The sequence below is a fragment of the Microbacterium sp. USTB-Y genome (genome assembly GCF_023703415.1).
In the GTDB taxonomy this organism is placed as follows: Bacteria; Actinomycetota; Actinomycetes; order Actinomycetales; family Microbacteriaceae; genus Microbacterium.
This window is the reverse complement of the sequence record NZ_JAGMTU010000004.1, coordinates 241,214-265,930: the sequence shown is the minus strand read 5'-3', so window position 1 is coordinate 265,930 and position 24,717 is coordinate 241,214. Positions and strand designations below refer to the sequence as shown.

23 protein-coding genes are annotated in these 24,717 nt (G+C 72.1%); 14 read left to right on the top strand and 9 right to left on the bottom strand.

Annotated elements, in window-relative coordinates; all coding sequences use genetic code 11:
• The first annotated feature begins 46 nt into the window (after positions 1-46).
• From J8G10_RS12025 to J8G10_RS12015, 3 genes are all read left to right on the top strand, one after another.
• Positions 47-991: a carbamate kinase gene (locus tag J8G10_RS12025; RefSeq protein ID WP_251444926.1), complete on the top strand. Its 945-nt coding sequence runs from the start codon at positions 47-49 to the stop codon at positions 989-991.
• A gap of 62 nt (positions 992-1,053) precedes the next feature.
• The gene (locus tag J8G10_RS12020) at positions 1,054-1,710 is read left to right on the top strand and encodes a GntR family transcriptional regulator (RefSeq protein WP_251444923.1); all 657 of its coding nucleotides are present in this window, start codon (positions 1,054-1,056) and stop codon (positions 1,708-1,710) included.
• A 97-nt stretch (positions 1,711-1,807) separates the two neighbouring features.
• Entirely contained in the window at positions 1,808-3,028 is a 1,221-nt protein-coding gene (locus tag J8G10_RS12015; protein ID WP_251444920.1) for a pyridoxal phosphate-dependent aminotransferase, read from the top strand.
• Here the strand turns inward: J8G10_RS12015 and J8G10_RS12010 are convergent.
• Together J8G10_RS12010 and J8G10_RS12005 are read right to left on the bottom strand one after the other, a co-directional pair.
• Positions 3,016-4,287, bottom strand: coding sequence for a P-loop NTPase (locus J8G10_RS12010; protein WP_251444916.1), 1,272 nt, complete (start codon positions 4,285-4,287; stop codon positions 3,016-3,018). The two genes, J8G10_RS12015 and J8G10_RS12010, sit on opposite strands and share 13 nt — an antisense overlap.
• Positions 4,284-4,901: an SAF domain-containing protein gene (locus J8G10_RS12005; protein ID WP_251444913.1), complete on the bottom strand. Its 618-nt coding sequence runs from the start codon at positions 4,899-4,901 to the stop codon at positions 4,284-4,286. The genes J8G10_RS12010 and J8G10_RS12005 overlap by 4 nt, the downstream gene beginning before the upstream one ends.
• A gap of 97 nt (positions 4,902-4,998) precedes the next feature.
• Here J8G10_RS12005 and J8G10_RS12000 point away from each other — a divergent pair, with 97 nt between their 5' ends.
• The gene (locus tag J8G10_RS12000) at positions 4,999-5,277 is read left to right on the top strand and encodes a helix-turn-helix domain-containing protein (RefSeq protein WP_251444910.1); all 279 of its coding nucleotides are present in this window, start codon (positions 4,999-5,001) and stop codon (positions 5,275-5,277) included.
• A 15-nt stretch (positions 5,278-5,292) separates the two neighbouring features.
• On the opposite strand, the gene J8G10_RS11995 is transcribed toward J8G10_RS12000, so the two are convergent.
• Positions 5,293-5,886, bottom strand: coding sequence for a hypothetical protein (locus tag J8G10_RS11995; RefSeq protein WP_251444906.1), 594 nt, complete (start codon positions 5,884-5,886; stop codon positions 5,293-5,295).
• 132 nt (positions 5,887-6,018) lie between these two features.
• Between J8G10_RS11995 and J8G10_RS11990 the strand changes: the two genes are divergently transcribed.
• Both J8G10_RS11990 and J8G10_RS11985 read left to right on the top strand, forming a co-directional pair.
• Positions 6,019-6,405 carry an Rv3235 family protein gene (locus tag J8G10_RS11990; RefSeq protein WP_251444902.1) on the top strand — a complete coding sequence of 129 codons (387 nt, stop codon included), beginning with the start codon at positions 6,019-6,021 and terminating at the stop codon, positions 6,403-6,405.
• 64 nt (positions 6,406-6,469) lie between these two features.
• Positions 6,470-7,954 (top strand): PAS domain-containing sensor histidine kinase, encoded by a 1,485-nt coding sequence (locus tag J8G10_RS11985; protein ID WP_251444899.1) that lies wholly within the window; start codon positions 6,470-6,472, stop codon positions 7,952-7,954.
• 94 nt (positions 7,955-8,048) lie between these two features.
• Here the strand turns inward: J8G10_RS11985 and J8G10_RS11980 are convergent, their stop codons facing one another.
• A complete protein-coding gene (locus tag J8G10_RS11980) occupies positions 8,049-8,297 on the bottom strand; it encodes a WhiB family transcriptional regulator (protein WP_045249333.1) in 249 nt (82 codons plus the stop codon).
• 251 nt (positions 8,298-8,548) lie between these two features.
• On the opposite strand from J8G10_RS11980, the gene J8G10_RS11975 reads away from it, so the two are divergent.
• Complete coding sequence (locus J8G10_RS11975; protein ID WP_251444896.1) at positions 8,549-8,953, top strand: hypothetical protein; 405 nt, start codon at positions 8,549-8,551, stop codon at positions 8,951-8,953.
• 9 nt (positions 8,954-8,962) lie between these two features.
• Here J8G10_RS11975 and bcp read toward each other — a convergent pair whose 3' ends face one another.
• The 3 genes from bcp to aroA all read right to left on the bottom strand — a co-directional run bounded on the left by bcp (position 8,963) and on the right by aroA (position 12,004).
• Positions 8,963-9,439, bottom strand: a complete 477-nt coding sequence (gene bcp / locus J8G10_RS11970) for a thioredoxin-dependent thiol peroxidase (RefSeq protein ID WP_251444893.1) — start codon at positions 9,437-9,439, stop codon at positions 8,963-8,965.
• 163 nt (positions 9,440-9,602) lie between these two features.
• Positions 9,603-10,670: a ribosome small subunit-dependent GTPase A gene (rsgA, locus tag J8G10_RS11965; RefSeq protein WP_251444890.1), complete on the bottom strand. Its 1,068-nt coding sequence runs from the start codon at positions 10,668-10,670 to the stop codon at positions 9,603-9,605.
• Positions 10,667-12,004, bottom strand: coding sequence for a 3-phosphoshikimate 1-carboxyvinyltransferase (aroA, locus tag J8G10_RS11960; protein ID WP_251444887.1), 1,338 nt, complete (start codon positions 12,002-12,004; stop codon positions 10,667-10,669). The genes rsgA and aroA overlap by 4 nt, the downstream gene beginning before the upstream one ends.
• A gap of 63 nt (positions 12,005-12,067) precedes the next feature.
• Here aroA and J8G10_RS11955 point away from each other — a divergent pair, with 63 nt between their 5' ends.
• The 4 genes from J8G10_RS11955 to J8G10_RS11940 are packed head-to-tail and all read left to right on the top strand — an operon-like array spanning position 12,068 to position 15,733.
• Positions 12,068-12,742: a sigma-70 family RNA polymerase sigma factor gene (locus tag J8G10_RS11955; protein ID WP_374208776.1), complete on the top strand. Its 675-nt coding sequence runs from the start codon at positions 12,068-12,070 to the stop codon at positions 12,740-12,742.
• Positions 12,739-12,984 carry a mycothiol system anti-sigma-R factor gene (gene rsrA / locus J8G10_RS11950; protein WP_251444884.1) on the top strand — a complete coding sequence of 82 codons (246 nt, stop codon included), beginning with the start codon at positions 12,739-12,741 and terminating at the stop codon, positions 12,982-12,984. Before J8G10_RS11955 ends, rsrA begins: the two co-directional genes overlap by 4 nt.
• A 59-nt stretch (positions 12,985-13,043) precedes the next feature.
• Entirely contained in the window at positions 13,044-14,351 is a 1,308-nt protein-coding gene (locus J8G10_RS11945; protein ID WP_251444881.1) for a GNAT family N-acetyltransferase, read from the top strand.
• 29 nt (positions 14,352-14,380) lie between these two features.
• Positions 14,381-15,733 (top strand): APC family permease, encoded by a 1,353-nt coding sequence (locus J8G10_RS11940; RefSeq protein WP_251444878.1) that lies wholly within the window; start codon positions 14,381-14,383, stop codon positions 15,731-15,733.
• Positions 15,734-15,742: 9 nt separating this feature from the next.
• Here the strand turns inward: J8G10_RS11940 and J8G10_RS11935 are convergent, their stop codons facing one another.
• Complete coding sequence (locus J8G10_RS11935; RefSeq protein ID WP_251444875.1) at positions 15,743-19,429, bottom strand: multifunctional oxoglutarate decarboxylase/oxoglutarate dehydrogenase thiamine pyrophosphate-binding subunit/dihydrolipoyllysine-residue succinyltransferase subunit; 3,687 nt, start codon at positions 19,427-19,429, stop codon at positions 15,743-15,745.
• Positions 19,430-19,676: 247 nt separating this feature from the next.
• Here J8G10_RS11935 and J8G10_RS11930 point away from each other — a divergent pair, with 247 nt between their 5' ends.
• The 3 genes from J8G10_RS11930 to J8G10_RS11920 all read left to right on the top strand — a co-directional run bounded on the left by J8G10_RS11930 (position 19,677) and on the right by J8G10_RS11920 (position 23,649).
• Positions 19,677-21,140: a GuaB1 family IMP dehydrogenase-related protein gene (locus tag J8G10_RS11930; RefSeq protein WP_251444872.1), complete on the top strand. Its 1,464-nt coding sequence runs from the start codon at positions 19,677-19,679 to the stop codon at positions 21,138-21,140.
• 137 nt (positions 21,141-21,277) lie between these two features.
• The gene (locus J8G10_RS11925) at positions 21,278-22,591 is read left to right on the top strand and encodes a hemolysin family protein (protein WP_251445392.1); all 1,314 of its coding nucleotides are present in this window, start codon (positions 21,278-21,280) and stop codon (positions 22,589-22,591) included.
• Positions 22,588-23,649 (top strand): hemolysin family protein, encoded by a 1,062-nt coding sequence (locus J8G10_RS11920; RefSeq protein WP_251444869.1) that lies wholly within the window; start codon positions 22,588-22,590, stop codon positions 23,647-23,649. Before J8G10_RS11925 ends, J8G10_RS11920 begins: the two co-directional genes overlap by 4 nt.
• On the opposite strand, the gene J8G10_RS11915 is transcribed toward J8G10_RS11920, so the two are convergent.
• Positions 23,650-24,717: an NADH:flavin oxidoreductase/NADH oxidase gene (locus J8G10_RS11915; RefSeq protein WP_251444866.1), complete on the bottom strand. Its 1,068-nt coding sequence runs from the start codon at positions 24,715-24,717 to the stop codon at positions 23,650-23,652.

The following is a 24,717-nucleotide window of genomic DNA, read 5'->3' as shown; positions in this document are numbered from 1 at the left end:
TCACCTACCGGTCGCGTCCGCGGCCTCAGCATGAGGGAGAAACCAGATGCGTGTCGTAGTCGCACTCGGGGGCAACGCCCTCGCCCGTCGGGGCGAGCCGATGACGGCCGAATACCTGCGCGCCAACGTGAAGGCGGCGTGCGAGGCGCTGGCGCCCTTCGCCCGTGACAACGAGGTCGTCATCACGCACGGCAACGGACCGCAGGTCGGCCTGCTCGCGCTGCAGAACCTCGCCTATCAGGACGTCGCCGCCTATCCGCTGGACATCCTCGGGGCCGAGACCCAGGGCATGATCGGGTACGTCGTGCAGCAGGAGCTCTCCAACGCGCTCGCCGGCGAGCGCGAGGTCGCCGGCATCATCACGACGACCGTCGTCGACGAGAGCGACCCCGCCTTCGTGCGACCCACGAAGCTGATCGGCCCGCAGTACTCCGCGCACGACGCCGCCGAGGCCGCCGCGGAGTACCGCTGGACGATCGCCAAGGACGGGAACGCCTTCCGTCGGGTCGTGCCCTCGCCCCAGCCGCTCTCGATCGTGCAGGCTCCGCTGATCCGCCGCCTGCTCGAAGCCGGCAGCCTCGCGGTCTGCGTCGGCGGCGGAGGGGTGCCCGTGCGCATCGACTCCCGGGGACGCCACATCGGCGTGCAGGCGGTCGTGGATAAGGACCTGGCCAGCGCCGCGCTCGCCGAGGACATCCAGGCCGACACCCTGATCATGTTGACCGACGGGGACTACGTCAGCGAGAACTGGGGCACGCCGGAGCAGCGCGACATCCACACCGCGTCGGCGGACGCCGTGGCGGCGATGGCCTTCGCCGAAGGGTCGATGCAGCCGAAGATCGACGCCGCGATCCGTGTCGCGCGGGCCGGCGGCCGCGCGCTCATCGGACCCCTCGACCGACTGGACGACCTCCTCGCCCGCACGATCGGCACCGAGATCGTGCCCTCGCTCAAGGAGGGGATCCGCTGGGTCGAGTCCCCGGCGGGCTGACCGGCGCGCCGTCGCCGCACCATGGTCGCGGAGGGCGCGACTCTCGATGGAAGAATAGGCCCGTGACCAGCACGGAAGAACGTCAGCTCGAATCCACGAGGATCGCGGTGTGGTTGCGCGACGCGATCCTCGACGGGGTGCGGGCCCCCGGCAGCCGATTGATCGAGCGCGACCTCGCGACCGAGTTCGGCGTGAGCCGGGTGCCGGTGCGCGATGCGCTCAAGGTGCTCGTGGCGGAGGGACTCGTCGAACTGCGTCCGCACACCTGGGCGGTGGTGCGCGAGTTCACGGACGCGGATCTCGCCGATCTCGACGAGGTGCGCGCCGTGCTCGAGCCCCTGGCGTTCCGGCTGGCCGCCGAACGGTACCGGCGGGACGGGCTGGCGCGCCTGCAGCAGTCGATCGAGACCGAGCAGAGCGGTGCGCGCGTCGGCGACGGGATCGGATCCCGTCGGGCCGCGGCCGACTTCCACGAGATTGTCACGGACCTCGCGGAGAACCAGCTGCTGAGCGACATGATGAAGGGCATCCGCAGCCGGTTGCGCTGGGCGCTCTCGCAGCACGACGATCTGCAGCACTTCAGCGAGGAGCACGGCGAGCTCTTCGAGGCGATCAAGGCGCGCGACGGCGAGCGCGCGGCGGCCCTCGCCGCCGCCCACGTGGAGAGCAGCCGACGGGCACGCATCGCTCATGTCGAAGCGCGCCGCGCCAGGGCGTGAAGGCCGGTCGCTCCGGCGCGGTCCAATCGACGGTGCGTGGCCCTTTCGGCGCCCCGGTGTGCACGGCAGGGCATCGATCGGCGGATAGGCTTTCGAGATGCCACGTACCTTCGACCAGTCGTCCAAGCTGAAGAACGTCCTCTACGAGATCCGCGGCAACGCGCTGGTCGAGGCGGCGCGGCTGGAGGCGGCAGGTCACTCGGTGCTCAAGCTGAACACGGGCAACCCCGCCATCTTCGGCTTCGAGGCTCCCCAGCAGATCGTGCGCGACATGCTCGCGACGCTGCCCGGCGCCCACGGCTACAGCGAGAGCAAGGGCATCGTCTCGGCCCGCCGGGCGGTGGTCAGCCGCTACGAGCAGGTCGAGGGATTCCCGCTCGTCGATCCCGAGGACGTCTACCTCGGCAACGGCGTCTCGGAACTTATCACCATGACCATGCAGGCGCTGCTGGACGAGGGCGACGAGGTGCTCATCCCCGCCCCGGACTATCCGCTGTGGACCGCGATGACCAGCCTCGCCGGCGGCACTCCGGTGCACTACCTGTGCGACGAGGAGAACGGGTGGAACCCGGATCTGGAGGATCTGCGTTCCAAGGTGACCCCGCGCACCAAGGCCATCGTCATCATCAACCCGAACAACCCCACGGGCGCCGTGTACTCGCGCGAGGTGCTCCAGGGCATCGTGCAGGTGGCGCGCGAGAACGACCTGCTGCTGCTCTCGGATGAGATCTACGACCGGATCCTCTTCGACGACGCGCAGCACATCCCCACCGCGACCCTTGCCCCCGACCTGCTCTGCCTGACCTTCAACGGGCTCTCCAAGACCTACCGCGTGGCCGGCTACCGCTCGGGCTGGCTCGTCATCACCGGCCCGCAGCAGCACGCGAAGGGGTTCATCGAGGGCATCACGCTGCTCGCCTCGACCCGGCTCTGCCCGAATGTGCCGGCGCAGCACGCGGTGCAGGCGGCGCTCGGCGGGGTGCAGTCGATCGAGTCGCTGATCGCCCCCAGCGGCCGGCTGCATCTGCAGCGCGATGCCGCCTGGGAAGGGCTGTCCGCCATCCCCGGGGTGAGCTGCGTGCGGCCCGCCGGCGCGCTGTATGCGTTCCCCCGCCTCGACCCCGAGGTGCACGAGATCCACGACGACGCGAAGCTCATCTACGACCTGCTCGTCGCGGAGCGGATCCTGCTCGTGCAGGGCACCGGGTTCAACTGGCCGACGCCGGACCATCTGCGCGTCGTCACGCTGCCGGAGCCCCGGGTGATCACCGAGGCGATCGAGCGTCTGGGCAACTTCCTCGCGAGCTATCGGCAGTGATCCCGTTGCGGATCACGCGGTGGCGGCCCCCGGCGTCGCGCTCTGCGCGTGACGGCGGGGGGCTGCTCGTCGCGCAGCAGCGCCGCCGCCAGCGATCGCATCGAGACCGTGAAGGCCGCCCGCCCCGACACATCGGCGACGGGGCGGGCGTGCAGCGCGGCCGCGTCGAGAGCGCGCGGGTCGAAGGGCAGGAAGTGCACGTCGCGGATCCTGGAGAACCGGTCCAGCGCCCGCCGGATCTGACCGCGCGCATCGATGCCGAGCGGGCCGGGGCGCACCTTGTTGACGGCGACCGTGACCGGCGCCTCGCCGATCTCGGCCCGCAGCTCGGCGTAGCCGCGGACGAAGCGGGCGATGCCGAGCGGGTCGGCCGAGGCGACGGCGACGATGCGGTCGGCGCAGCGCAGCGCCGTCAGCGTCGCGGTGTTGCGTCGCAGACCCTCGAGGTCGCTGACGATCTCCTCGTCGGCCTCGAGCGAGGCGGCGACGTCGACCACGGTGACCGCGCTCCACTGCCGGCACGCCTCGAGAGCGCCGTGCAGCCGGGGTGCGGTGAGCTCGGGCCAGCGCGCGGGACGGTTGATCCCGACCAGCACGTCGACGGCGCCTGCCGCGGTCTCGACCGGAGTCGCGAGGCGGCTGAGCTCCGCCGCGTCGAGGAGCCCGAGCTCTGCGCGACGGCAGGCCGCGGCGATCCCCGGGCCGTCGTCGGTGAGACCCAGCAGAAGGGCGATCGCGGGCGCGTGCGTGTCGGCGTCGACGAGGGAGACGCCGCGGTCGGGCGCCGCGAGGAGCGCCGCCAGCTGCACGGCCACCGTGCTGCGTCCCGGCGCGCCGTGCGGGCCCCAGACGGCGATGAGACGGCTCGCGGGCGGATCCGCGGCATCCGCCGCATCCCGGAGGGAGCCGCCGTCGTCGCGCGGCAGCAGCGCATCGGCGACATCCCAGCCGCTCGCGGAGGCGGGCAGCGGTGCGCCGAGGCCGTGCCGTCGGGCGATCCGTGCGGCGGTCGGGCCGTCGCCGAGCGTCAGGATCCGCACACCCGCGCGATCGCAGGCGTCGCGCAGCGCTCCGCTGAGCCAGGCGCGGTCCGCGGGGATCAGCAGGGCGTCCGCGGCGCGCAGCTCTTCCGCGTGCGGCGCGAGTCCGGCCGCCCGCTCGGGCGTGAGCCGCGAGACCACCTCGATGCCTGCGAGCTCCAGCTCGTCGGCGAGCGCATCGGCTCTCTCGCGGGCGACCGCCAGCACCACCGCGGTCACGAGCGGGCTCCGACCGGGACCACGGAGAGCGAGGCTCCGCCGGTGAGCGCGGTGAGGACCTCGCCGACCGTGCTCCGGCTGACGACGAGCTCGAGCGTGGTCGCATTCGCCGAGAGCGGCCCGTCGTCGCGGCCGACGGAGGCGACGACGGCGTCGGAGAGCAGCACGCGGGGCTCCGCGAAGCCCTTCCCGTCGTCTCGCGGGTCGGCTGCCCACACCTCCACGACCGTGCCGGTCTCGACGGACGCCGGGACCGGCACGGTGCTGCGCACGACCACCGACGTCGTGCGCCCCTGATCCGCGTCGGCCGCGGCGGAGGACGGCACGAGCTCGCCCTCGGCGATCGTGCGGGTCGCGATGAGACCCGGTTGGAGCGTGGCCGGCGTGAGATAGCCGGTCCGCGCGGTCCCCAGCATCACCTCGACCACGCGCACGTCGGCGGAGGTGAGCGGCTCGCCGGGCACGATCGTGCGCGCCGCCTGCAGGACAGGGCTGGTCTGCCGCGCCGCGCCGACGGCCAGCCACACCCCGGCGACGGAGAGCACGATCAGCAGGAGGCCGATGAAGAATCGCAGATCGGTCCAAGGGCGTCGGCCTGTTCGTGGGGTGCGCATGGGGACATGGTCACAGATTCCGGATCCGCGCCGGAGAAGTTGTCCACAGCCCCGGGTGGTGCATCATCCACGGGCGTGCGCGGAGCACAATGGGTGCATGCCCGACGCATCCGCTGCTGCACCGCGCCATCTCGCTCCCGCCCAGGTCGCCGAGCTGCTCGGCGTGCAGGCGGACGAGGTCGTCGAGCTGATCCTGCAGGGGCGGCTCCGCGGTGCCAGGCTCGGCGACCCCGGCGCCTGGAGGGTCGAGGAGGACTCGATCTCCGACTACCTCGCGGAGCAGGCCGAGGACGCCCGGCGCCGGGCGCTGTGGCGGCAGGCGAACGCGGCGAGCTTCCCCGAGCTGTGGGGTCCGCCGCTCCGCCGGGGGGAGTAGCCCGGGGCGTCGTGCTCAGGCCGGCCCGCTCGCCGGTGCGTCGGCGCCGATCATGAGCACGGACGCGAACGGCACCATGCGGAAACCCGTGACCGCGCGTGCCCGGCGAGGGGCGCCGGCGTCGTGCAGCGCCAGGTCGAGGTGGTCGGCTCCCGCCCGGTCGATCGTCCCCGTCAGCAGCGTCCCGGAGCGTGTGCGCAGGGTGACGCCGCCGCGGCGTCGGGCGAGGTCGCGCACGACGAAGCCGAAGGTCATGCGCTCCCGGAGCGGGGAGAGCGGCGCGGCGCCGACGCTGGACAGGAGCGCCCCGTGATCGAGCGACCACAGTTCCACGGCGTGCGCGGGCAGCAGGGCCAGCCCGGCCCCTTCCTGCGGCTGCACGGCGGTCCAGTCCGCACCGACCGCGCGCAGCCGTCCGTGCACGCGCGTCGCATCGGCGAGCACCGCGGTCACCGTGGTCCCCTCGTCGGCGAGCGCCCCGAGCCGGGTGCGCAGATCGAGCCGCGCGATCCGCAGCCGCTCCGCCTCGGCGTCGAGCGCCGCGCGCTCGGCCTCCCACCCCGAGGCGATCTGATCCTCGAGATCCTCGAAGAGCCGATCCCATTCCATAGCGACGAGCGTAGGCGGCTGCCGCGCGCCGCGTACGGGTTATCCACATTCCTCGCCGGCCGTCGCCCGAGCCGTGCGCCGATGTGCTCGAATGCCAGACACGCCATGTTCGAGTGCCGAGGGGGGACGCCGATGGTGACGTTCGAGGACTTCGCGCGGCAGCCGACGCCGACCGCGGACCTGCCGGATCCGACCCCGCTGCTGCAGAGCCTGACGCGCGGCGTGCTCGAGGTCCTCGCGGGTGTGCGGGAGACCGACCAGCTCGCGCGCTGGCTCACGGAGGAGGCCTTCGTGGCGTTGACGGCGCGAGCGAACCTCTCCGCCCGGGCGCGCAGTGCGCGCGGCGTCGCTCCGGCTCGTCCCGTCTTCCGGATCCTCTCCACGCACGTGTCCGAGCCCGCCGACGGCGTCGTCGAGGCGACGCTGATCGTGCAGACGCCGGGGCGCACGCGCGCGGTGGCCGTGCGCCTGGAGGGGCTGGACCGGCGCTGGCGGGCCACGTCGCTGGCGATCCTCTGACCGCCCTCCGCGCGCGGGGCGTCGCGCGGAGGGAGCGCGTTCGTCGACACCTTAGGCTGTCAGGGTGTCGACTCTCAGTGATCTCGCCCAGGCCCAGGGCTGCCTCGACGACGAAGACGTCGAGTGGCTGCATCGTCTCGCCGGCGACGGACAGCTGCTGGCCGACCTCGCCTCCGCCGACATCGTGATCTGGATCGCGACGGCCGAGGGCTCCTTCATCGCCGTCGCGCACACGCGCCCGAGCGGCGCGGCGACGCTGTTCTACCGGGACATCGTGGGGGAGCGGGTGCGGCCGCAGTGGCGCACCCAGGTGCAGGGCGCCTTCGACACCGCGGAGATCGTCGACTCCGCCAACCCGGACTGGTTCGAGGAGACGCCGACCCGGGTGCGCGCCGTGCCGATCGTGCGCGTCCGCGGCAGGGACGGCGAGGGGGCGCGGCCGATCGGCGTGCTCACCCGGCACACGAACCTCGGCGAGGCGCGCACGCCCTCCCGTCAGCAGATCACCTTCAACGAGGCCGCCGACGACCTGTTCGGCATGATCTCGGTGGGCGAGTTCCCCGACCTCTCCGCGCCGACCTCACCGCGCCGCGGCGCCCCGAGAGCGTCGGACGGTCTCATCCGCATCGACGTGGACGGCGTCGTGACCTTCGCGAGCCCGAACGCCCTGAGCGCGTTCAACCGGATGGGCTTCGACGAGGAGCTCGAGGGGGAGTCGCTCGTCGAGGTCACGACGCGGATCATCCCGCCGTCCCGTCAGGTCGACGAGTCCCTGCCCGTGGTGGTGACGGGACGCGCGCCGTGGCGCACCGACGTGGAGGCGCGGGGGGTCACCGTGTCCCTGCGGGCGATCCCGCTCAAGGACCACGGCACGCGGATCGGCGCGATCGTGCTCTGCCGCGACGTGTCGGAGCTGCGCCACCAGGAGCAGGAGCTCATCACGAAGGACGCGACGATCCGCGAGATCCACCATCGCGTCAAGAACAACCTGCAGACCGTCGCGTCGCTGCTGCGGATCCAGGCCCGGCGCACCCACTCGGAGGAGGCGCGGGACGCGCTCACCCAGGCCATGCGCCGGGTGGAGTCGATCGCGGTCGTCCACGACACGCTCGCCGGGGGGCTGGCGCAGAAGGTCGACTTCGACGAGGTCTTCGCGCGCGTGCTCAAGCTCGTGGCCGAGGTGGCGTCGGCGCCCAACACGCGGGCGCGCACCCAGTCGACCGGGCGCTTCGGCGTGTTGCCGAGCGAGTACGCGACGCCGCTCGCGCTCGCCCTCACCGAGGTCGTCACGAATGCGGTCGAGCACGGGCTGGCCGGTCAGGAGGGCCTCGTCACGATCGAGGCGCAGCGCACCGACGAGAACCTGAGGGTGATCGTCCGCGACACCGGGCACGGCCTGCCGGAGGGTCGGATCGGTCAGGGGCTCGGCACGCAGATCATCCGCACGCTGATCCAGGGCGAGCTCGGCGGCACGATCGTGTGGGAGGGCTCCGACGGCGAGGGCACGACCGTGACGATCGACATCCCGATGCGCTGGGTGAACGGCTGAGTCGAGACGGGGCTCACGGGCGCAGCGGGCCCGCGACGGCGGAACGAGCCGAGGCCCTCGGCTGCCCTGTGGCTCGGTCCGCGGGCGCGGCGGATCAGCCGGCGCGGCGGGCGCGGGCGGCGCGGCGCTTGAGAGCGCGGCGCTCGTCCTCGCTGAGTCCTCCCCAGACGCCCGAGTCCTGGCTGGACTCGAGGGCGTACTGCAGGCAGACCTCGGTGACGGTGCACCGGGCGCACACGGCCTTCGCCTTCTCGATCTGATCGACGGCCGGACCGGTGTTCCCGACGGGGAAGAACAGCTCGGGGTCGACGGTGAGACAGGCGGCCTTGTCGCGCCAATCCATGGGGGCTCCTCAGTGTGGAAATGTCGTGGGTGCGCGAGGTTCGCGTGCCCGGAATTCGTAGGCGGCGTTCGGGGGCCGACGCCCATTGGTGATGCGAGCAGTTGCTCGCCCCACGCCGCTGTGGGAGCACATGGCTGTGATCTATTCTCTTACATGAAAGGCGAACGATCAAGGTTTTTCTGGACCGGGTGTGAACGGCAGGGGAACCGCGAGCGAACCGCTGTCGCCCCCGATGATCCCCAGGAGTCCGTATGCGCCCGTCGAGACTGACCATCGCCGCCGCGACTCTGCTCGCCCTGGAGGCGCTCGCCCTGCTCGTCGTCACGCTCGTCGAGGTGTTCGGCCTGAGCTCCGGCACTGCGACCTCGCTGCCGTCGGCGCTCGGTCTCATCGGGCTCAGCGCGGTCGGGGCCGTCGGGCTGGGCGCGCTCGCCTACGGCGTGCTGCGGGAGCGCTCCTTCGGGCGCAGCGGGGGCATGGTGGTGCAGATCCTCGCGATCGCGGTCGCGCTCAGCGCCGTGGGCATCCGGCCGTTCCCGACGACGTTCGTGCTGGCCCTGCTGATCCCCGCCGCGCTCGGCGTCGTGATGCTGTTCCTGCTGACGCGCCGCGCCGGGGCCGAGGCCCGCGGGCACGGCGACGCCGCGCAGGACTGAGCGGCGCGGTCAGGCGGCGAGCCCGACCAGCTTGCGGATCCGGGCCACGTGGCCCGTGGCCTTGACGTTGTACAGCGCGTGCTCGACGACCCCGTCCTCGTCGATGACGAAGGTCGAGCGGATGACGCCCTGGACGACCTTGCCGTAGTTCTTCTTCTCGCCCCACACCCCGTAGGCGCGGTGCACGGCGAGGTCGGCGTCGCTGAGCAGGGGGAAGGACAGCCCGTCGCGCTCGGCGAACTTCTTCAGCTTCGCGACCTCGTCGCGGGAGACGCCGAGGACGGCGTACCCCGCGCTCTGCAGCGACGACAGGCTGTCGCGGAAGTCGCAGGCCTCGGTCGTGCAGCCCGGCGTCATCGCCGCCGGGTAGAAGTACAGGATCACCTTCCTGCCGCGCAGGTCGTGCAGGGAGACGGACGCGCCGTCCTGATCCTGCAGGGTGAAGTCGGGGGCGGTGTTTCCGGGTTCGAGGCGCTGCTCAGTCACCCGTCCAGGCTACCCGGATCCACCAACCGCGAGACCGAACCTGCGTCGCGAGACCGAGGCGGAATCACGCGGTCTCGCGACGCAGGTTCGGTCTCGCGGTCAGTTGTCGGGTCGACGGGGCACGGGACACAGGGCACGGGGCCCGGGCGCCGGGCGTCGGCCGTCAGAGCTTGTCGGCGAAGGTCGCGAGCAGCCGCTGCAGCGACTCCAGCCGCGCCAGCCCCGCGTCCCCGAGGGCGCCGTCGGCGGCCGCCTCGTTCAGCGCGCAGTCCTCGGCGTCCGCACGGTGCGTGCAGCCGCGCGGGCAGTTCTCGGCGATCGTCGCGAGCTCGGTGAACGCCGCCAGGATGTTCTGCGGATCCACGTGACCGAGCCCGAACGACCGCACGCCGGGGGTGTCGATGACCCAGCCCGAGCCGAGGGGCGTGCCGGGGCTGAGCTCCGGGGCGATGTAGCGCAGCGACACCGTCGAGGAGGAGGTGTGCCTGCCTCGCCCGGTCACCTCGTTCACGTGGCCCGTCGCACGCCCGGCGCCCGGGACGAGGGCGTTGACGAGCGTGGACTTGCCGACTCCGGAGTGCCCGACGAACACCGTGGAGTGCCCGATGAGCGCCGCCCCGATCTCGTCGACGGGCATCTCGCCCTGAGCGCTCGTGAAGACCTGCAGATCGAGGCCGTCGAAGTGCTTCAGGAACTCGGAAGGATCGGCCAGGTCCGTCTTGGTGACGACGAGCAGCGGGCGGATCCCGGCGTCGAGCGCCGCGACGAGGTAGCGGTCCACGAGCCGCTCACGCGGCTCAGGATCCGCCGCGGCGACCACGATGAGCATCTGGTCAGCGTTCGCGACGATGACGCGCTCCACCTGATCGGTGTCGTCCGCGCTGCGACGCAGCAGCGAGGAGCGGTCGAGTATTCCGACGATCCTGCCGAGCGTGCCCTCCTCGCCGGTGAGGTCTCCGACCACGCGCGCGGCGTCGCCCGTGACGATCGGGGTGCGGCGCAGCTCGCGCGCGCGTGCCGCGGTGATGGTGCGCTCGTCGTCGGTCCCCTCGCCGAGGAGCACGGCGTAGCGTCCGCGGTCCACGCCCAGCACGCGTCCGACCTCGGCGTCCGCGTGCGCGGGACGGCGCTTGGTGCGCGGCCGGTTGGCCTTCGGATTCGGACGCGTCCGGATCTGCGACTCGTCGAAGTCGTCGAGCTCGTCGTCGCCGTCGTCGTCCAGCCAGCTCACGCGGTCTCGCTCCTCGTCGCGGGAGCGGCCAGCAGGCGGGTCCACAGCTGGGTGAACTCGGGCAGGGTCTTCGCGGTGGTGCCGATCTCGTCGATCTCGACGCCGGGCACGCGCAGGCCGATGAGCGCTCCGGTCGTCGCCATGCGGTGGTCGTGATGGGCCGGCCAGGTGCCGCCGCGGAGGGCGCGGGGAAGGATCCGGATGCCGTCCTCGAGCTCCTCCGCCTCGCCGCCCAGGGCGCGCAGGTTGCCGGCGAGCGCGGCGATCCGGTCGGTCTCGTGCAGCCGGATGTGCCCGATCCCGGTGATCGTGGTCGGCCCGTCGGCCAGGGCGGCCAGCCCGACGAAGGTGGGGGCGAGCTCGCCTGCCTCGGACAGGTCGAACTCGCCGCCGCGGATCGCGCCGGTGCCGCGCACCGTGAGCACGTCGCCCGCGCGGTGGATCTCGGCACCGAGGGGGGTGAGCAGCTCCGGCAGCAGTGCCCCGGGCTGCGTGGACCGGGCGGGCCAGCCCGAGATCGAGACCTCGCCGCCGAGGACGAGAGCCGCGGCCAGGAAGGGGGCCGCGTTGGAGAGATCGGGCTCGATCGCGATCTCGCGGGCGCGCGGCACGCCGGCCTCGACCATCCATTCGCCCGGGGCCGGCCGGGAGACCTTGATGCCGCGTCGGGTCAGCGTCTCGACCGTCATGTCGATGTGCGGCATGCTGGGCAGCCGGGCGCCGGTGTGCACCAGGTGCAGGCCCACGTCGAAGCGGGGCGCGGCGAGCAGCAGGCCCGAGACGAACTGGCTGGACGCGGAGGCGTCGATCTCCACGCGGCCCCCGCGGATGTGGCCCCGCCCGCGGATCGTGAACGGCAGCGACCAGCTGCCGTGGTCCTCGACGTCGACACCGAGGTCGCGCAGTGCGTGGATCATCGCACCCATCGGACGGTGCAGCGCGGTCTCGTGCGCGGTGATCAGCACGTCGCCGTCCGCGAGCCCGGCGAGCGGGGCGATGAAGCGCATGACGGTGCCGGCCTGGCCGCAGTCGATCGTCGCGCCGCCGCGCAGACGCGCGGGGGAGATCCTCAGGTCGGGCCCGAACCCGCCCGATCCCGGCTGCTCCTCGACGCCGACCCCGAGGGCGCGCAGGGCGTCGATCATGCGTGCGGAGTCGTCCGAGTGCAGGGGAGCGGTGACGAGCCCCGGGCCGTCGGCGATCGCCGCGAGGACGAGCTCCCTGTTCGTGAGCGACTTGGATCCCGGCACGTGCAGCCGGGCGTCCACGGCGCCGGTGGCCTGGGGCGCGATCCAGCGGCCGCGGGGTGCGGGGGAATACGTCGAAGCGCTCATCGGTTCCTACCCTACTGAAGGGCTCCGATCGGAGGCCGCGGGAAGACGGAGAAGGACGGGTTCATGCTGGCGACGCTCGAGCGGGTGCCCGGGGAGGTCTTCGGCCTAGACTGGCTGGCGATGAACGATCAGGCACCGCTGGACGCGCAGCCGGACGCGGAGTCTTCCGCGCGCCGGGAATTCGAGGAGCAGGCGATCCCCTTCATGGATCAGCTCTACGCCGCCGCCATGCGCATGACGCGCAATCCGGCCGACGCCGCGGACCTCGTGCAGGAGACCTTCGTGAAGGCGTTCGCCTCGTGGTCGAGCTTCACTCAGGGCACCAACCTGAAGGCGTGGCTCTACCGGATCCTGACGAACACCTATATCAACATTTATCGCAAACGGCAGCGCGAGCCCTATCAGGGCACGATCGACGAGCTCGAGGACTGGCAGCTCGGCGGCGCCGAGTCGACCACGGCCTCGCACAGCCGCTCGGCCGAGGCCGAGGCGATCGACCGCATGCCCGCCTCCGTGGTCAAGGAGGCGCTGCAGGCGGTCCCGGAGGACTTCCGGCTGGCGGTGTACCTCGCGGACGTCGAGGGCTTCGCCTACCAGGAGATCGCCGACATCATGAAGACCCCCATCGGCACCGTCATGAGCCGCCTGCACCGCGGGCGACGCATGCTGCGGGAGCTGCTGGCGGACTACGCCGCGGAGCGAGGCATCGCCGCGGCCGGCACGAGGAGCACGAAATGACGGACTGCGGATGCGCCAAGGCGCGGCAGGACCTGGAGGAGTACCTCCGCAACGAGATGTGCAAGACGGAGCATTCCGACATCCGCGAGCATCTCGACAACTGCCCGTCCTGCGCCGAGGAGGCGCTGGTCGCCACCACGCTGACCGAGGTCGTGTCGCGAGCGTGCAAGGAGACCGCGCCCGAGGAGCTGCGCGATCAGGTGCTCGCCCGCCTGCGGGCCGTGCAGGCCGCCGCGCACTGACGCATCCCACCGCGCCGGGAGGCCGACGCCGCGTCGTCGGCCGTGGTTAGGCTGAGGTCATGGCAGACCTCGACGCCCGTGACATCCCCGTCGACGCGCTCTCGCGGGAGCGGCTGAGCGCGTCCCAGCTCGACTACCGCGTGGTCGATGTGGCGGATCCGGCGCAGCTGCGCGGGTTCGCCCGTGCCGACGCGAGGGGCTTCCTGGACAAGGAGCCCGACGACGACGCGATCCGCCTGATGGGCGAGATGATGGCGCTCCGGCGCAACATCGGCGTCTACGCCCCGGGGATCGAGCTCCCGGTGGCGACCGTCGACTCCTGGGTGACGCCCATGACGGTGCCGGGCGCTCCCGGCGCGCACGTGGACATGTGGGCGATCAGCATCGTCACGGTCGCGGCCACCCACCGTCGGCGCGGCATCGCGCGCAACCTCCTGGAGGGCGAGCTGCGCGCCGCGGCCGCCGCGGGCGTTCCCATCGCGGGGCTCACGGCCACCGAGGCGACGATCTACGGGCGCTACGGCTTCGGCCCCGCGATCCCGGTCGCGCACCTGCGCGTCGACGCCCGGCGCGCCGGCGGCATCCGGCTGCCGGTGACAGACGCACTCCCGACGGTCGAGTACCTCGAGCCGGAGGCCCTCAGGAAAGCCCTCGACGAGGTGCACGAGCGCGCCCGTCTCGGCCGGGCCGGCGATGTCCCGGGGTGGCCGCTGCGCTGGCTGCGCATGGCGGGACTCACGCCGGGGGACGAGCGGTCCCGGGCAGTCCGCGGAGTGAGGGCCGTCGACGCCGACGGGGTGACCCGGGGTGTGCTGGCCTACACGCTCGACATGCTCCCCGACGAGTTCGGCGCCGATCTCGCGATCCGCCACCTCGACGCAGAGACCCCGGAGGCGCTGCGCGCCCTCTGGGCCTTCGCGCTGAACCACGATCTGATCCGCACGGTGCACGCCGACCTGCGTCCGCTGGACGATCCGCTGCCCTGGCTCGTCGCCGACCAGCGCGCCGTGCAGACGACCGTCCACGACCACGGCTGGCTCCGGATCCTGGACGTCCCCGCGGCGCTCGCCGCGCGCGCCTACCGCACCCCGGTCGATCTCGTGCTGCGGGTGACGGATCCGCTCGGGCTCGCCGAGGGATCCTGGCGGCTGCGGGTCGATGCGGAGGGCGACGCGGTCGTGGAGGCGACGTCGGACGCCCCGGACGTGGAGCTGGGGGTCGACGCGCTGTCGTCGCTGTACCTGGGCGGCGTGAGCGCGATCGCGCTGTGGGCCGCCGGGCGGATCTCCGCATCGGCGGAGGCGGCGGCGTCGATCCAGGACGCGTTCGGCACGGCCGCGGCGCCTGCGCTCACCATCTGGTACTGAATGTCCGGCCCCCTCCCTAGGGTGAGGGCATGACCGCACTCCGTCCCGCCGAGGGATCGGACGGCACCGATCTCGGCGGCCTCGCGCAGCCGGGTGCGCCGTCCGGGCTCGGTCTCGCGCAGGGCATCGCCCTGTATCTCGCGTCCGTGCTCGGCACCGGGCTCCTGGTGCTGCCCGGGCTCGCGAGCGCGACCGCCGGCCCCGCCAGCCTCGTCGCGGTCGGGGTCATCACCCTGCTCGCCGTGCCGCTCGCCGGCGCGTTCGCCGCCCTCGCGGCGCGCCATCCCGACCCCGGAGGCGTCGCCAGCTACGCGCGCACCGCGCTCGGACCCACCGCGGCGCGGGCCACGGGCTACTGGTTCCTCTTCGGCGTGGCCGCGGGCGGCCCGGTCGTGGCCGTCCTCGGCGCCCGGTACATCGCGACCGTCGTCGGGATCGACCGCGCGGCGATCCCGTGGCTCGCCCTGGGATTCCTCGTTGTGCCGTTCGTCGCGAACCTGTTCGGGGTGCGGCTCACCGGCTGGCTCCAGCTCGTGCTCACCGGCCTGCTGCTCGCGATCGTCGTCATCGTCGTCGCGGTCGCCGCGCCCGCCGTGCGCCCGGAGAGCTTCACGCCGTTCCTGCCGCACGGCTGGGGCGGCGTCGGCACGGCGATCGTGATGTTCGTGTGGGCCTTCGCGGGCTGGGAGGTGGGCACGCACATCTCCGGCGAGTTCGCCCGCCCGAGGCGCACCATCCCGCTGGCGACCGCGATCACGCTGGTGCTCGCGGGCGGGAGCTATCTGGCGCTGCAGATCGTCACGGTCGGAGCGCTGGGGGAGCGATCGGGGCGCGGCGACGTCGTGCTGCTGGACCTCGCCGAGGCGGGCGGTGTGCGCGCGGCGCCGGCCCTCATCGGCGTCGTGTCGGCGGTCGTGGCGCTCGGCGTGCTCAACGTCTACCTCGCGGCGTTCGGCAAGCTCGGCGCGTCGCTCGCCGTGAACGGCGACCTGCCGCGGTGGTTCGCCCGCGGCGCCGAGTCCGGCGCGGTTCCCCGGCGTGCGCTGCTGCTGTCGATGACGCTCGTGCTCGCGTACTTCGCGGTGTCCTGGGCGACGGGGTTCGACCTGCAGCCGTTCATCCTCATCCACACGGCGAGCATGGTCGCCGTGTACACGGTCGGCATGATCGCCGCGATCAGGATCCTCCCGCGGCGCACCCCCGGATGGTGGATGGCCGTGGTCGCCTCGGTGTGCACGATCGGGCTGCTCCTGCTCGCGGGCGCCGCGCTCCTGGTGCCCGCCGTGGTCGCCGTCATCGCCGTCGCGGTGACCCTCGTGCGCCGCGGCCGGAAACGGCGACGCGGCGCCCCGGAGAACCGGGACGCCGCGTCGGACGGCTGAGCGGGCGGCTCAGAGGGTCAGTGCCCGCGCGATCAGATCGGCCTGCTCCGCGGCGTGCACCTTCGAGGAACCCGTCGACGGCGCGGCCGAGGCCGGGCGCGTGATCGGGCGCACGACGCGCGGGCCCGGCACGGTCTGGAAGTGCAGCGCGAGGAACGGCCAGGCGCCCTGGTTCTCCGGCTCCTCCTGGACCCAGACGATCTCGGCGTTCGGGTATGTGTCGGCTACGGTCTTCAGGGCGCGCAGCGGCACCGGGTAGAGCTGCTCGACCCGCACCAGGGCGACCTCGGGGTTGGGGTTCTTCTCGAGCTCCGACACCAGGTCCCAGTGCACCTTGCCGGAGTGGAAGATCACGCGCTTGACGGCGTTCCGGTCCAGCTCGCGGCTGTCGTCGATCACCGTCTCGAACCGGCCCTGCGTGAAGTCCTCCACCGGGCTGGTCGCGCCGCGCAGACGCAGCATGGCCTTCGGCGTGAAGACGATCAGCGGTCGGCGCGGACGCGCGTACGCCTGCCGGCGGAGCAGGTGGAAGTAGCTTGCCGGGGTGGACGGGCGCGCGACCGTCATGTTGTCCTGCGCGCACAGCTGCAGGAAGCGCTCCATGCGCGCCGAGGAGTGGTCCGGTCCCTGACCCTCGTAGCCGTGCGGCAGCAGCAGCACGACGCTCGACTGCTGGCCCCACTTCTGCTCGGCCGCGGAGATGTACTCGTCGATGACCGACTGCGCGCCGTTGACGAAGTCGCCGAACTGCGCCTCCCAGAGCACCAGCGCCTCGGGACGCTCCACCGAGTAGCCGTACTCGAAGCCGAGCGCGGCGTACTCGCTGAGCAGCGAGTCGTACACGAAGAAGCGGGCCTGGTTGTCGGAGAGGTTCGCCAGCGGCAGCCACTCCTGGCCGTTCGCGCGGTCGTGCAGCACGGCGTGGCGCTGCACGAAGGTGCCGCGACGGGAGTCCTGGCCGGCGAGGCGCACCGGGATGCCCTCGACCAGCAGGGACCCGAAGGCGAGCAGCTCGCCGAAGCCCCAGTCGATCCCGCCGTTGCGGCTCATGTCGACGCGCTTGGCCATCGCCTGCTGCAGCTTCGGGTGCACGGTGAAGCCCTCGGGCTTGTTCGCGTGCGCGTCGCCGATGAGGTGGACGACCTCGACGGGCACGCCGGAGAACTCCAGGGATCCCGTCTGCGCGTCGACCGGGGGAAGGTCGGGCATGATCGGCGTGGCGCCGGTCTCCGCCGCGTGCGTCTCGGCGAACGCGATCTCCAGGCGGTTCTGGAAGTCGGCCTTGGCCTGGTCGTACTCTTCCTGGGTGATGTCGCCGCGGCCGACGAGCGCGTCCGTGTACAGACTGCGGACGGAGCGCTTCGCCTGGATCAGGTCGGTCATCAGCGGCTGCGTCATCGACGGGTCGTCGCCCTCGTTGTGCCCGCGGCGGCGGTAGCAGACGAGGTCGATCACGATGTCGCGGTGGAAGCGCTCGCGGTACTCGAAGGCGAGCTGGGCGACGTGCACCACGGCCTCGGGGTCGTCGCCGTTCACGTGCAGCACGGGCGCCTGGATGGTCTTGGCGACGTCGGTCGCGTACACGGAGGTGCGCGAGTCGTTCGGCAGCGTGGTGAAGCCGACCTGGTTGTTGACCACGACGTGCACGGTCCCGCCGGTGCGGTAGCCGCGCAGCTGCGACATCTGCAGGGTCTCCACGACGACGCCCTGGCCGGCGAAGGCCGCGTCGCCGTGCACGAGGATCGGCAGCCAGGTGAAGGTCCCGATCGGCTTGCGGTCCTGCTTGGCCCGCGTGATGCCCTCGAGCACCCCGTCCACGGTCTCCAGGTGCGACGGGTTGGCCGCGAGGAGGATCGGCAGCTCGGCGCCGTCATCGGCGACGAAGGTGCCTTCCTTACCCAGGTGGTACTTCACGTCGCCGGATCCGCGCTGGTTGCCCGGCTGCATGGAGCCCTCGAACTCGCGGAAGACCTGACCATAGGTCTTGCCCGCGATGTTCGCGAGCACGTTCAGCCGGCCTCGGTGCGCCATGCCGATCGCGGCGCCGTCGAGGCCCGCCCCGGCCGCGCCCTGCAGGATCTCGTCGAGCAGCGGCACGAGCGACTCCGCGCCCTCGAGCGAGAAGCGCTTCTGGCCGACGTACTTGGTCTGCAGGAAGGTCTCGAAGGCCTCGGCCTCGTTGAGCTTGCTGAGCACGCGCAGCTGCTCGTCGTGGCCGGGCTTGACGTACTTGACCTCGACCTTGTCCTGGAACCAGCGGCGCTGCTCCGGATCCTGGATGTGCATGTACTCGATGCCGATCGTGCGGCAGTAGGAGTCGCGCAGGACACCGAGGATCTCGCGGAGCTTGAGCTGGCGCTGGCCGCCGAAGCCGTTCGTGACGAACTCTCGGTCGAGGTCCCAGAACGTCAGGCCGTGGGTCTCGATCTCGAGGTCGGGGTGCGTGCGCTGCACGTACTCGAGCGGGTCGATGTCGGCCATGAGATGTCCGCGCACCCGGTAGGAGTTGATGAGCTCCTGCACGCGTGCGGTCTTGTCGATGCGCTCGGCGAGGTCGACCGCGATGTCCTTGCTCCAGTGGATCGGAGCGTAGGGGATGCGCAGCGCGCGGAAGACACCCTCGTAGAAGCCGCGCTCGCCGATGAGGAGCTCGTGCACCTTCTTCAGGAACTCGCCGGATCCGGCGCCCTGGATGACCCGGTGGTCGTAGGTGCTGGTGAGCGTGATCGTCTTGCCGATGCCGAGGACGTCGATCGTCTTCTGGCTGGATCCCTGGAACTCGGCCGGGTACTCGAGGGCGCCGGCGCCGATGATGCAGCCCTGGCCCTTCATCAGACGCGGCACCGAGTGCACGGTGCCGATGCCGCCCGGGTTGGTGAGCGAGAGCGTGGTGCCCTGGAAGTCGGCGGCCGTCAGCTTGTTGCCGCGGGCGCGCCCGATGAGGTCCTCGTAGGCGGAGAGGTACTCGCTGAAGGTGAGCGTCTCGGCGCGCTTGATCGAGGGGACGAGGAGGGCGCGGGTGCCGTCGGGCTTGGGGATGTCGATCGCGATGCCCAGGTTGACGTGCGCGGGTGCGACCACGCTCGGCTTGCCGTCGACCTCCGCGTAGTACACGTTCTGGCTCGGGAACTCCTTCAGTGCCTGGATCAGCGCCCAGCCGATGAGGTGCGTGAAGGAGACCTTGCCGCCGCGGGTGCGGGACATGTGGTTGTTGATGACGATCCGGTTGTCGATCATCAGCTTCGCCGGCACGGTGCGCACGCTCGTCGCGGTGGGCACGGTCAGAGACTCGTCCATGTTGGCGGCGAGGGTCTTGGGCATGCCGCGCAGCGGCGTCACGAGGTCCTCGTGCTGCTCGGCGCCGGGCTCGGCGGCCGTGCGGTCCTGGGCCTGTGCCGGGATCGGCGCCTGCCGGGCCGGCTTCGTCGTGGTGCGGGCGACCGGCTGCTGGCCGATCACCGGGATCGGCGCCGTCACCGGGTGCGTGACCTCGGCGGCCGCGGCCGGTGCGGGCGACGCGGCGGGGGCGGGGGATCCGGCTTCCGACGGACGGTAGTTCTCGAGAACCGGCCACCACTCCTTGTCGACGGAGTTGCGGTCGACCTTGAACTGCTCGTACAGCTCGTCGACGAGCCAGGAATTGGCTCCGAACTCTCCATCTCCAGAAGTCCCGACGCCGGTCACCTGGCTCGACACGCTCGATCGCCCTCTTTCGTCGCTGAAGCGGTGGGATCCGTCCCCGGTGATCTCCGGGTATGGCCACTCATCCGGGTATCAAGCCTAACGGGTCTGCGGGGCTCCGCGGTCGCCGACATGGGCGCGCGACGGCCCGGTCACGGGAGGCATTCCGGATCCGGATCACGGCATTCCGGATCCGCAGGGCGGGCGAGCCGGCACCCGCGGCACCCGAGGCGTTCCGGCGGGGGACGGCTACCCTGAGAGCATGCAGTTCTCCGGCGAACTCCCGATGGTCGATCTCACCTACTCCGACGTGTTCCTGGTGCCGCGTCGCTCCGATGTGACGAGCCGCCTGCAGGTGGATCTGGCGCCGCAGGACGGGACCCCCGCGACCATCCCGCTGGTGTCCTCGAACATGAACTCCGTGACCGGCCCCCGGCTCGCCGCCACCCTGGCCCGCCGCGGGGGCATCGGCGTGCTCCCGCAGGACATGCCGCTGCAGGAGCTGGACGAGGCGATCCGCTGGGTCAAGCGCCAGCCGGTCGCCTGGGACACCCCGATCGTGCTCTCGCCGCTCGCGACCGTGGAGGACGCGCTGCGGCTGATGCCGGCGACCGACGGGCACGGCATCGTCGTCGCGGAGGCGCCCGGCGGTCCGGACGGCCTGCACATCGACGCGATCCACGGAATCCTCCCGGCCGCCCGGCTCGCGACCGCGCTGCGCGACGCGCAGCTGGGCGACCTGACCCGCGCGGACACCCCGTCCCTGGACGCCGAGGACGTGGCGGACCCGCGTGCCGCATTCGACGCGATCACGGCCGTGGACGCCGAGATGGTGACGGTGCTGCAGCACGGTCACCTCGTCGGCACGCAGACCGCGCGCGGCGCGCTGCGCTCCACTCTGTACCGCCCGGCGGTCGACGCGTCGGGGCGCCTCGCGGTCGCCGCGGCGGTCGGCATCAACGGCGACGTCGCGGCCAAGGCGAGGGCGCTGGCGGCCGCCGGTGTCGACGTGCTCGTGGTGGACACGGCGCACGGCCACCAGGAGGGCATGCTGCGCGCCCTGCGCACGGTCGCGGCGCTCGAGCTGGGCATCCCGATCGTGGCGGGCAACATCGTCACGGCGGACGGCGTGCGCGATCTCGTCGATGCCGGCGCATCGATCCTCAAGGTCGGCGTGGGACCCGGTGCGATGTGCACCACCCGCATGATGACGGCGGTCGGCCGCCCGCAGTTCTCGGCCGTGCTGGAGACGGCGCAGGCCGCCGCGGAGCTGGGCGCGCACGTGTGGGCGGACGGCGGGGTGCGCTATCCGCGCGACGTCGCCCTGGCGCTCGCCGCGGGCGCCGCGTCGGTGATGATCGGCTCCTGGTTCGCGGGCACGATCGAGGCTCCGGGCGAGCTGCAGGCGGACGCCGAGGGGCGGATCTACAAGGAGTCCTGGGGGATGGCGTCGACCAAGGCCGTGCAGGCGCGCTTCGGACGCCTCGACGCCTACGAGCGGGCGCGCAAGGAGCTGTTCGCCGAGGGCATCTCGTCGTCGAGGATCTACCTGGATCCGCTCCGGCCCGGCGTCGAGGACCTGGTCGACATGATCACCTCGGGAGTGCGGTCCTCGTTCACCTACGCGGGCGCCTCGTCCGTCCCGGAGTTCCACGAGCGGGCGCTGGTCGGACTGCAGTCGGCCGCGGGGTATGAAGAGGGCAAGGCGCTGCCGGTCAGCTGGTGAGCACGGGAGCGATCGGGCATCCGTTCAGCTTCGCCGCCGCCGAGGGACAGTAGAATCGGTGCCACCATGGACGACCCTCCCTCGTGTAGTACCTCGCCCCACTGCCCGCTCTCCGCTTCGTCGGAGGTGACACCGTGATGGACTACATCTGGTTGGGCGTGGGGCTTCTGCTCATCGTCGGGACGGGCCTGTTCGTCGCCAGCGAGTTCGCGCTGGTGAACCTGGACCGCGCCGATCTGGAGGCGCGGCGGGATCGCGGCGAGAGCCGGCTGGGCATGACCATCGCCGCTCTCAAGATCACCTCGACGCATCTGTCGTCGGCGCAGCTGGGCATCACCCTGACGACGCTGCTCACCGGTTTCACCATGGAGCCGGCGCTGTCGAACCTGCTGCGCCCCGTGCTGTCGTCCTGGGGCCTGCCCGAGCCGGTCACGGTGACCATCGCGGTGATCGTGGCCATGACCGTCGCCACGATGCTCTCGATGATCCTCGGGGAGCTCGTGCCGAAGAACTTCGCGATGGCGCTGCCGGTCGCGACCGCGAAGGTCGTGATCCCGTTCCAGACCGCCTTCACCACGGTCTTCCGGCCGATCGTGGCGCTGCTCAACGGCAGCGCGAACGGGGTGCTGCGGGCGATGGGCATCGAGCCCAAGGAGGAGCTCAGCGGCGCCCGCTCGGCCGAGGAGCTCAGTTCGCTCGTACGACGCTCCGCCAGCGCCGGCGTTCTCGAGGAGGACACCGCGACCCTGCTGGACCGCAGCCTCGGGTTCGCGCGCCTCACCGCCGGCGACGTGATGACCCCGCGCCCCAGCATGCACGCGATCGCCGCCGCCGAGTCCGCCGATGACGTGATCGGCCTGGCCCGGCGCACCGGCCACAGCCGCTTCCCCGTGTACGACGAGGACCTCGACGACATCACCGGCGTCGTGCACCTCAAGGCCGCGGTGTCGGTGCCGCGCGACCGGCGCACGGAGGTGCCGGTCGGCGCGCTCTCCTCCGAGCCGCTGCGGGTGCCCGAGACGGTGCACCTGGACGCGCTCGTGGCCGAGCTGCGCGGCGGCGGCTACCAGCTCGCGATCGTCGTGGACGAGTACGGCGGCACCGCCGGGATCGTCACGCTCGAGGATCTGGTCGAGGAGATCGTCGGCGAGGTCTCCGACGAGCACGACCGCACCCGCGCCGGCGTGGTCCGGGGCCGTGACGGCATCACCTTCCCCGCCGAGCTGCGCCCCGACGAGCTGCGGGCCAGCACCGGCATCGAGGTGCCGGAGGGCGACGTCTACGACACCGTCGGCGGGTACGTGATGAGCGTGCTCGAGCGCCTGCCCAAGGCCGGGGACGAGGTGCCCGTGGCCGGCGGGACGCTGCACGTCGTGCGCATGCAGGGCCGCCGCGTGGATCGGATCCGCTTCGTCGCGGATCCGGCCGTCGAGGAAGGGGGTGAGCGATGAACGACTGGGCCGGAATCGCATGGCTGTTCGTGCTGCTCGCCTTCAACGCCTTCTTCGTCGCCGCGGAGTTCGCGGTGATCTCGGCGCGCCGTTCGCAGATCGAGCCGCTCGCCGAACGCGGATCCCGATCCGCGCGCACCGCCCTGTACGCGATGGAGCATGCGACGCTCATGCTCGCGACCTCGCAGCTGGGCATCACGGTGTGCTCGCTGCTGATCCTGAACGTCTCGGAACCGGCGATGCACCACCTGCTCGCCGCGCCCCTGGGGGCCATCGGACTCGCCGAGGCGGCGGTGGACGCGATCGCGTTCATCATCACCCTGGTGATCGTGTCGTTCCTGCACGTGGTCTTCGGCGAGATGGTGCCGAAGAACCTCGCCTTCTCGGTGCCGGACCGCGCCGTGCTCATCCTCGCGACCCCGCTGGTGTGGATCTCGAAGGTGTTCTACCCGGTGATCCGCGGGCTGAACGCGACGGCCAACGGCGTCGTGCGGCTGTTCCGCGTGGAGCCGAAGGACGAGGCCGCCTCGACCTTCACGCTCGACGAGGTCGCGACGATCGTGGACCAGTCCCGGCGCGAGGGCGTGCTCGCCGACTCGGCGGGCACGGTGAGCGCGGTGGTGGAGTTCACCGACAAGGACGCGCGCGACGTCGCGGTGCCGCTGGCGGACCTGGTGACGCTGCCGCTCGGCGCGACCCCGGACGACGTGGAGCGCGCGGTCGCCAAGCACGGCTTCTCCCGCTATGTGATGGTCGACGCCGAAGGGGTGCCGGTCGGCTACGTGCACCTGAAGGACGTCATCCGCTCCGCCGAGGGGCCGGAGGCCGCGGCACGGGCCGGGCTGCCGATCCCCGCGAAGCGGATCCATCAGATGGTGCCGATGCAGGAGGACACCGACCTGGAGGACGCGCTCGCGATCATGCGGCGCGCGGGGCGTCACCTCGCGCAGGTGCGCGACGCCTCCGGCGAGACCACCGCGATCCTGTTCCTGGAGGACATCATCGAGGAGCTCGTCGGCGAGGTGCGCGACATCACGCGGCGCGGCTTCGGACGCTGATCAGCGCCAGCGCGCGCGGAGGTACTGATCGGGCCAGGCGACGGCGTCGCCGAGCTCGTGCGCGGCCCGCAGGCCGAAATGCGGGTCGCGCAGCCACTCCCGGCCCGCGAAGACCGCGTCGGCGGCGCCGCTCTGGAGCACGGCCTCGGCCTGGGCGCCGTCGGTCAGCAGTCCGACCGCGGAGGACGGGATGCGGCCGCCCTGGCGCACCGTGGCGGCGAGCGGGACCTGATACCCGGGGTGCACGTCGATCCGCTGATGGGCGACGAGCCCGCCGCTGGACACGTCGATGAGATCGGCCCCGCGGGCCACCGCCCAGTCGGCCACGATCGCCGCCTCGTCGGGGGTGAAGCCGCCGGGAGCGTGGTCGGTGGCCGAGATCCGCACGAAGACGGGGACCTCCTCGCCCGCGACCGCGCGCACGGCCGCGGTGACCTCGAGCAGCAGCCGTGCGCGATTCTCCAGGGTCCCGCCGTAGGCGTCCTCGCGGTGGTTGCTCAGCGGCGACAGGAACTGGTGCAGCAGGTAGCCGTGCGCGCCGTGGATCTCCAGCACGTCGAAGCCCGCGTCCAGCGCGCGGCGCGCAGCGTCGGCGAAACCCGCGACGACGGCGGCGATCCCGGCGTCGTCGAGTGCCGCAGGCTCCGCGAAGCCCTCGAAGGCGATCGCGGACGGGGCGACCGTCGGCCATCCGCCCTCGGTCGCGGGCACCGATCCGGACTCCCCGGCCCACGGCCACCACGTCGACGCCTTGCGTCCGGCGTGGGCGAGCTGCACGCCGATGTGCGCGCCGCGGGCGTGCGCGGCCGCCACGATCGGCGCCCAGGCGTCGCGCTGGGCGTCGTTCCACAGACCCGTGTCGCGCGGGCTGATCCGGCCCTCGGGCAGCACCGCGGTGGCTTCGGCGACGATGAGGCCGGCGCCGCCCGAGGCGAACTGCGCGAGGTGCGTGTGGTGCCACTCCTGCGGCAGGCCGTCGACGGCGCTGTACATGCACATGGGGGAGACCCACAGGCGGTTGCGCAGGGTGAGGGAGCGGATGGTCATCGGGGAGAACAGAAGGCTCAC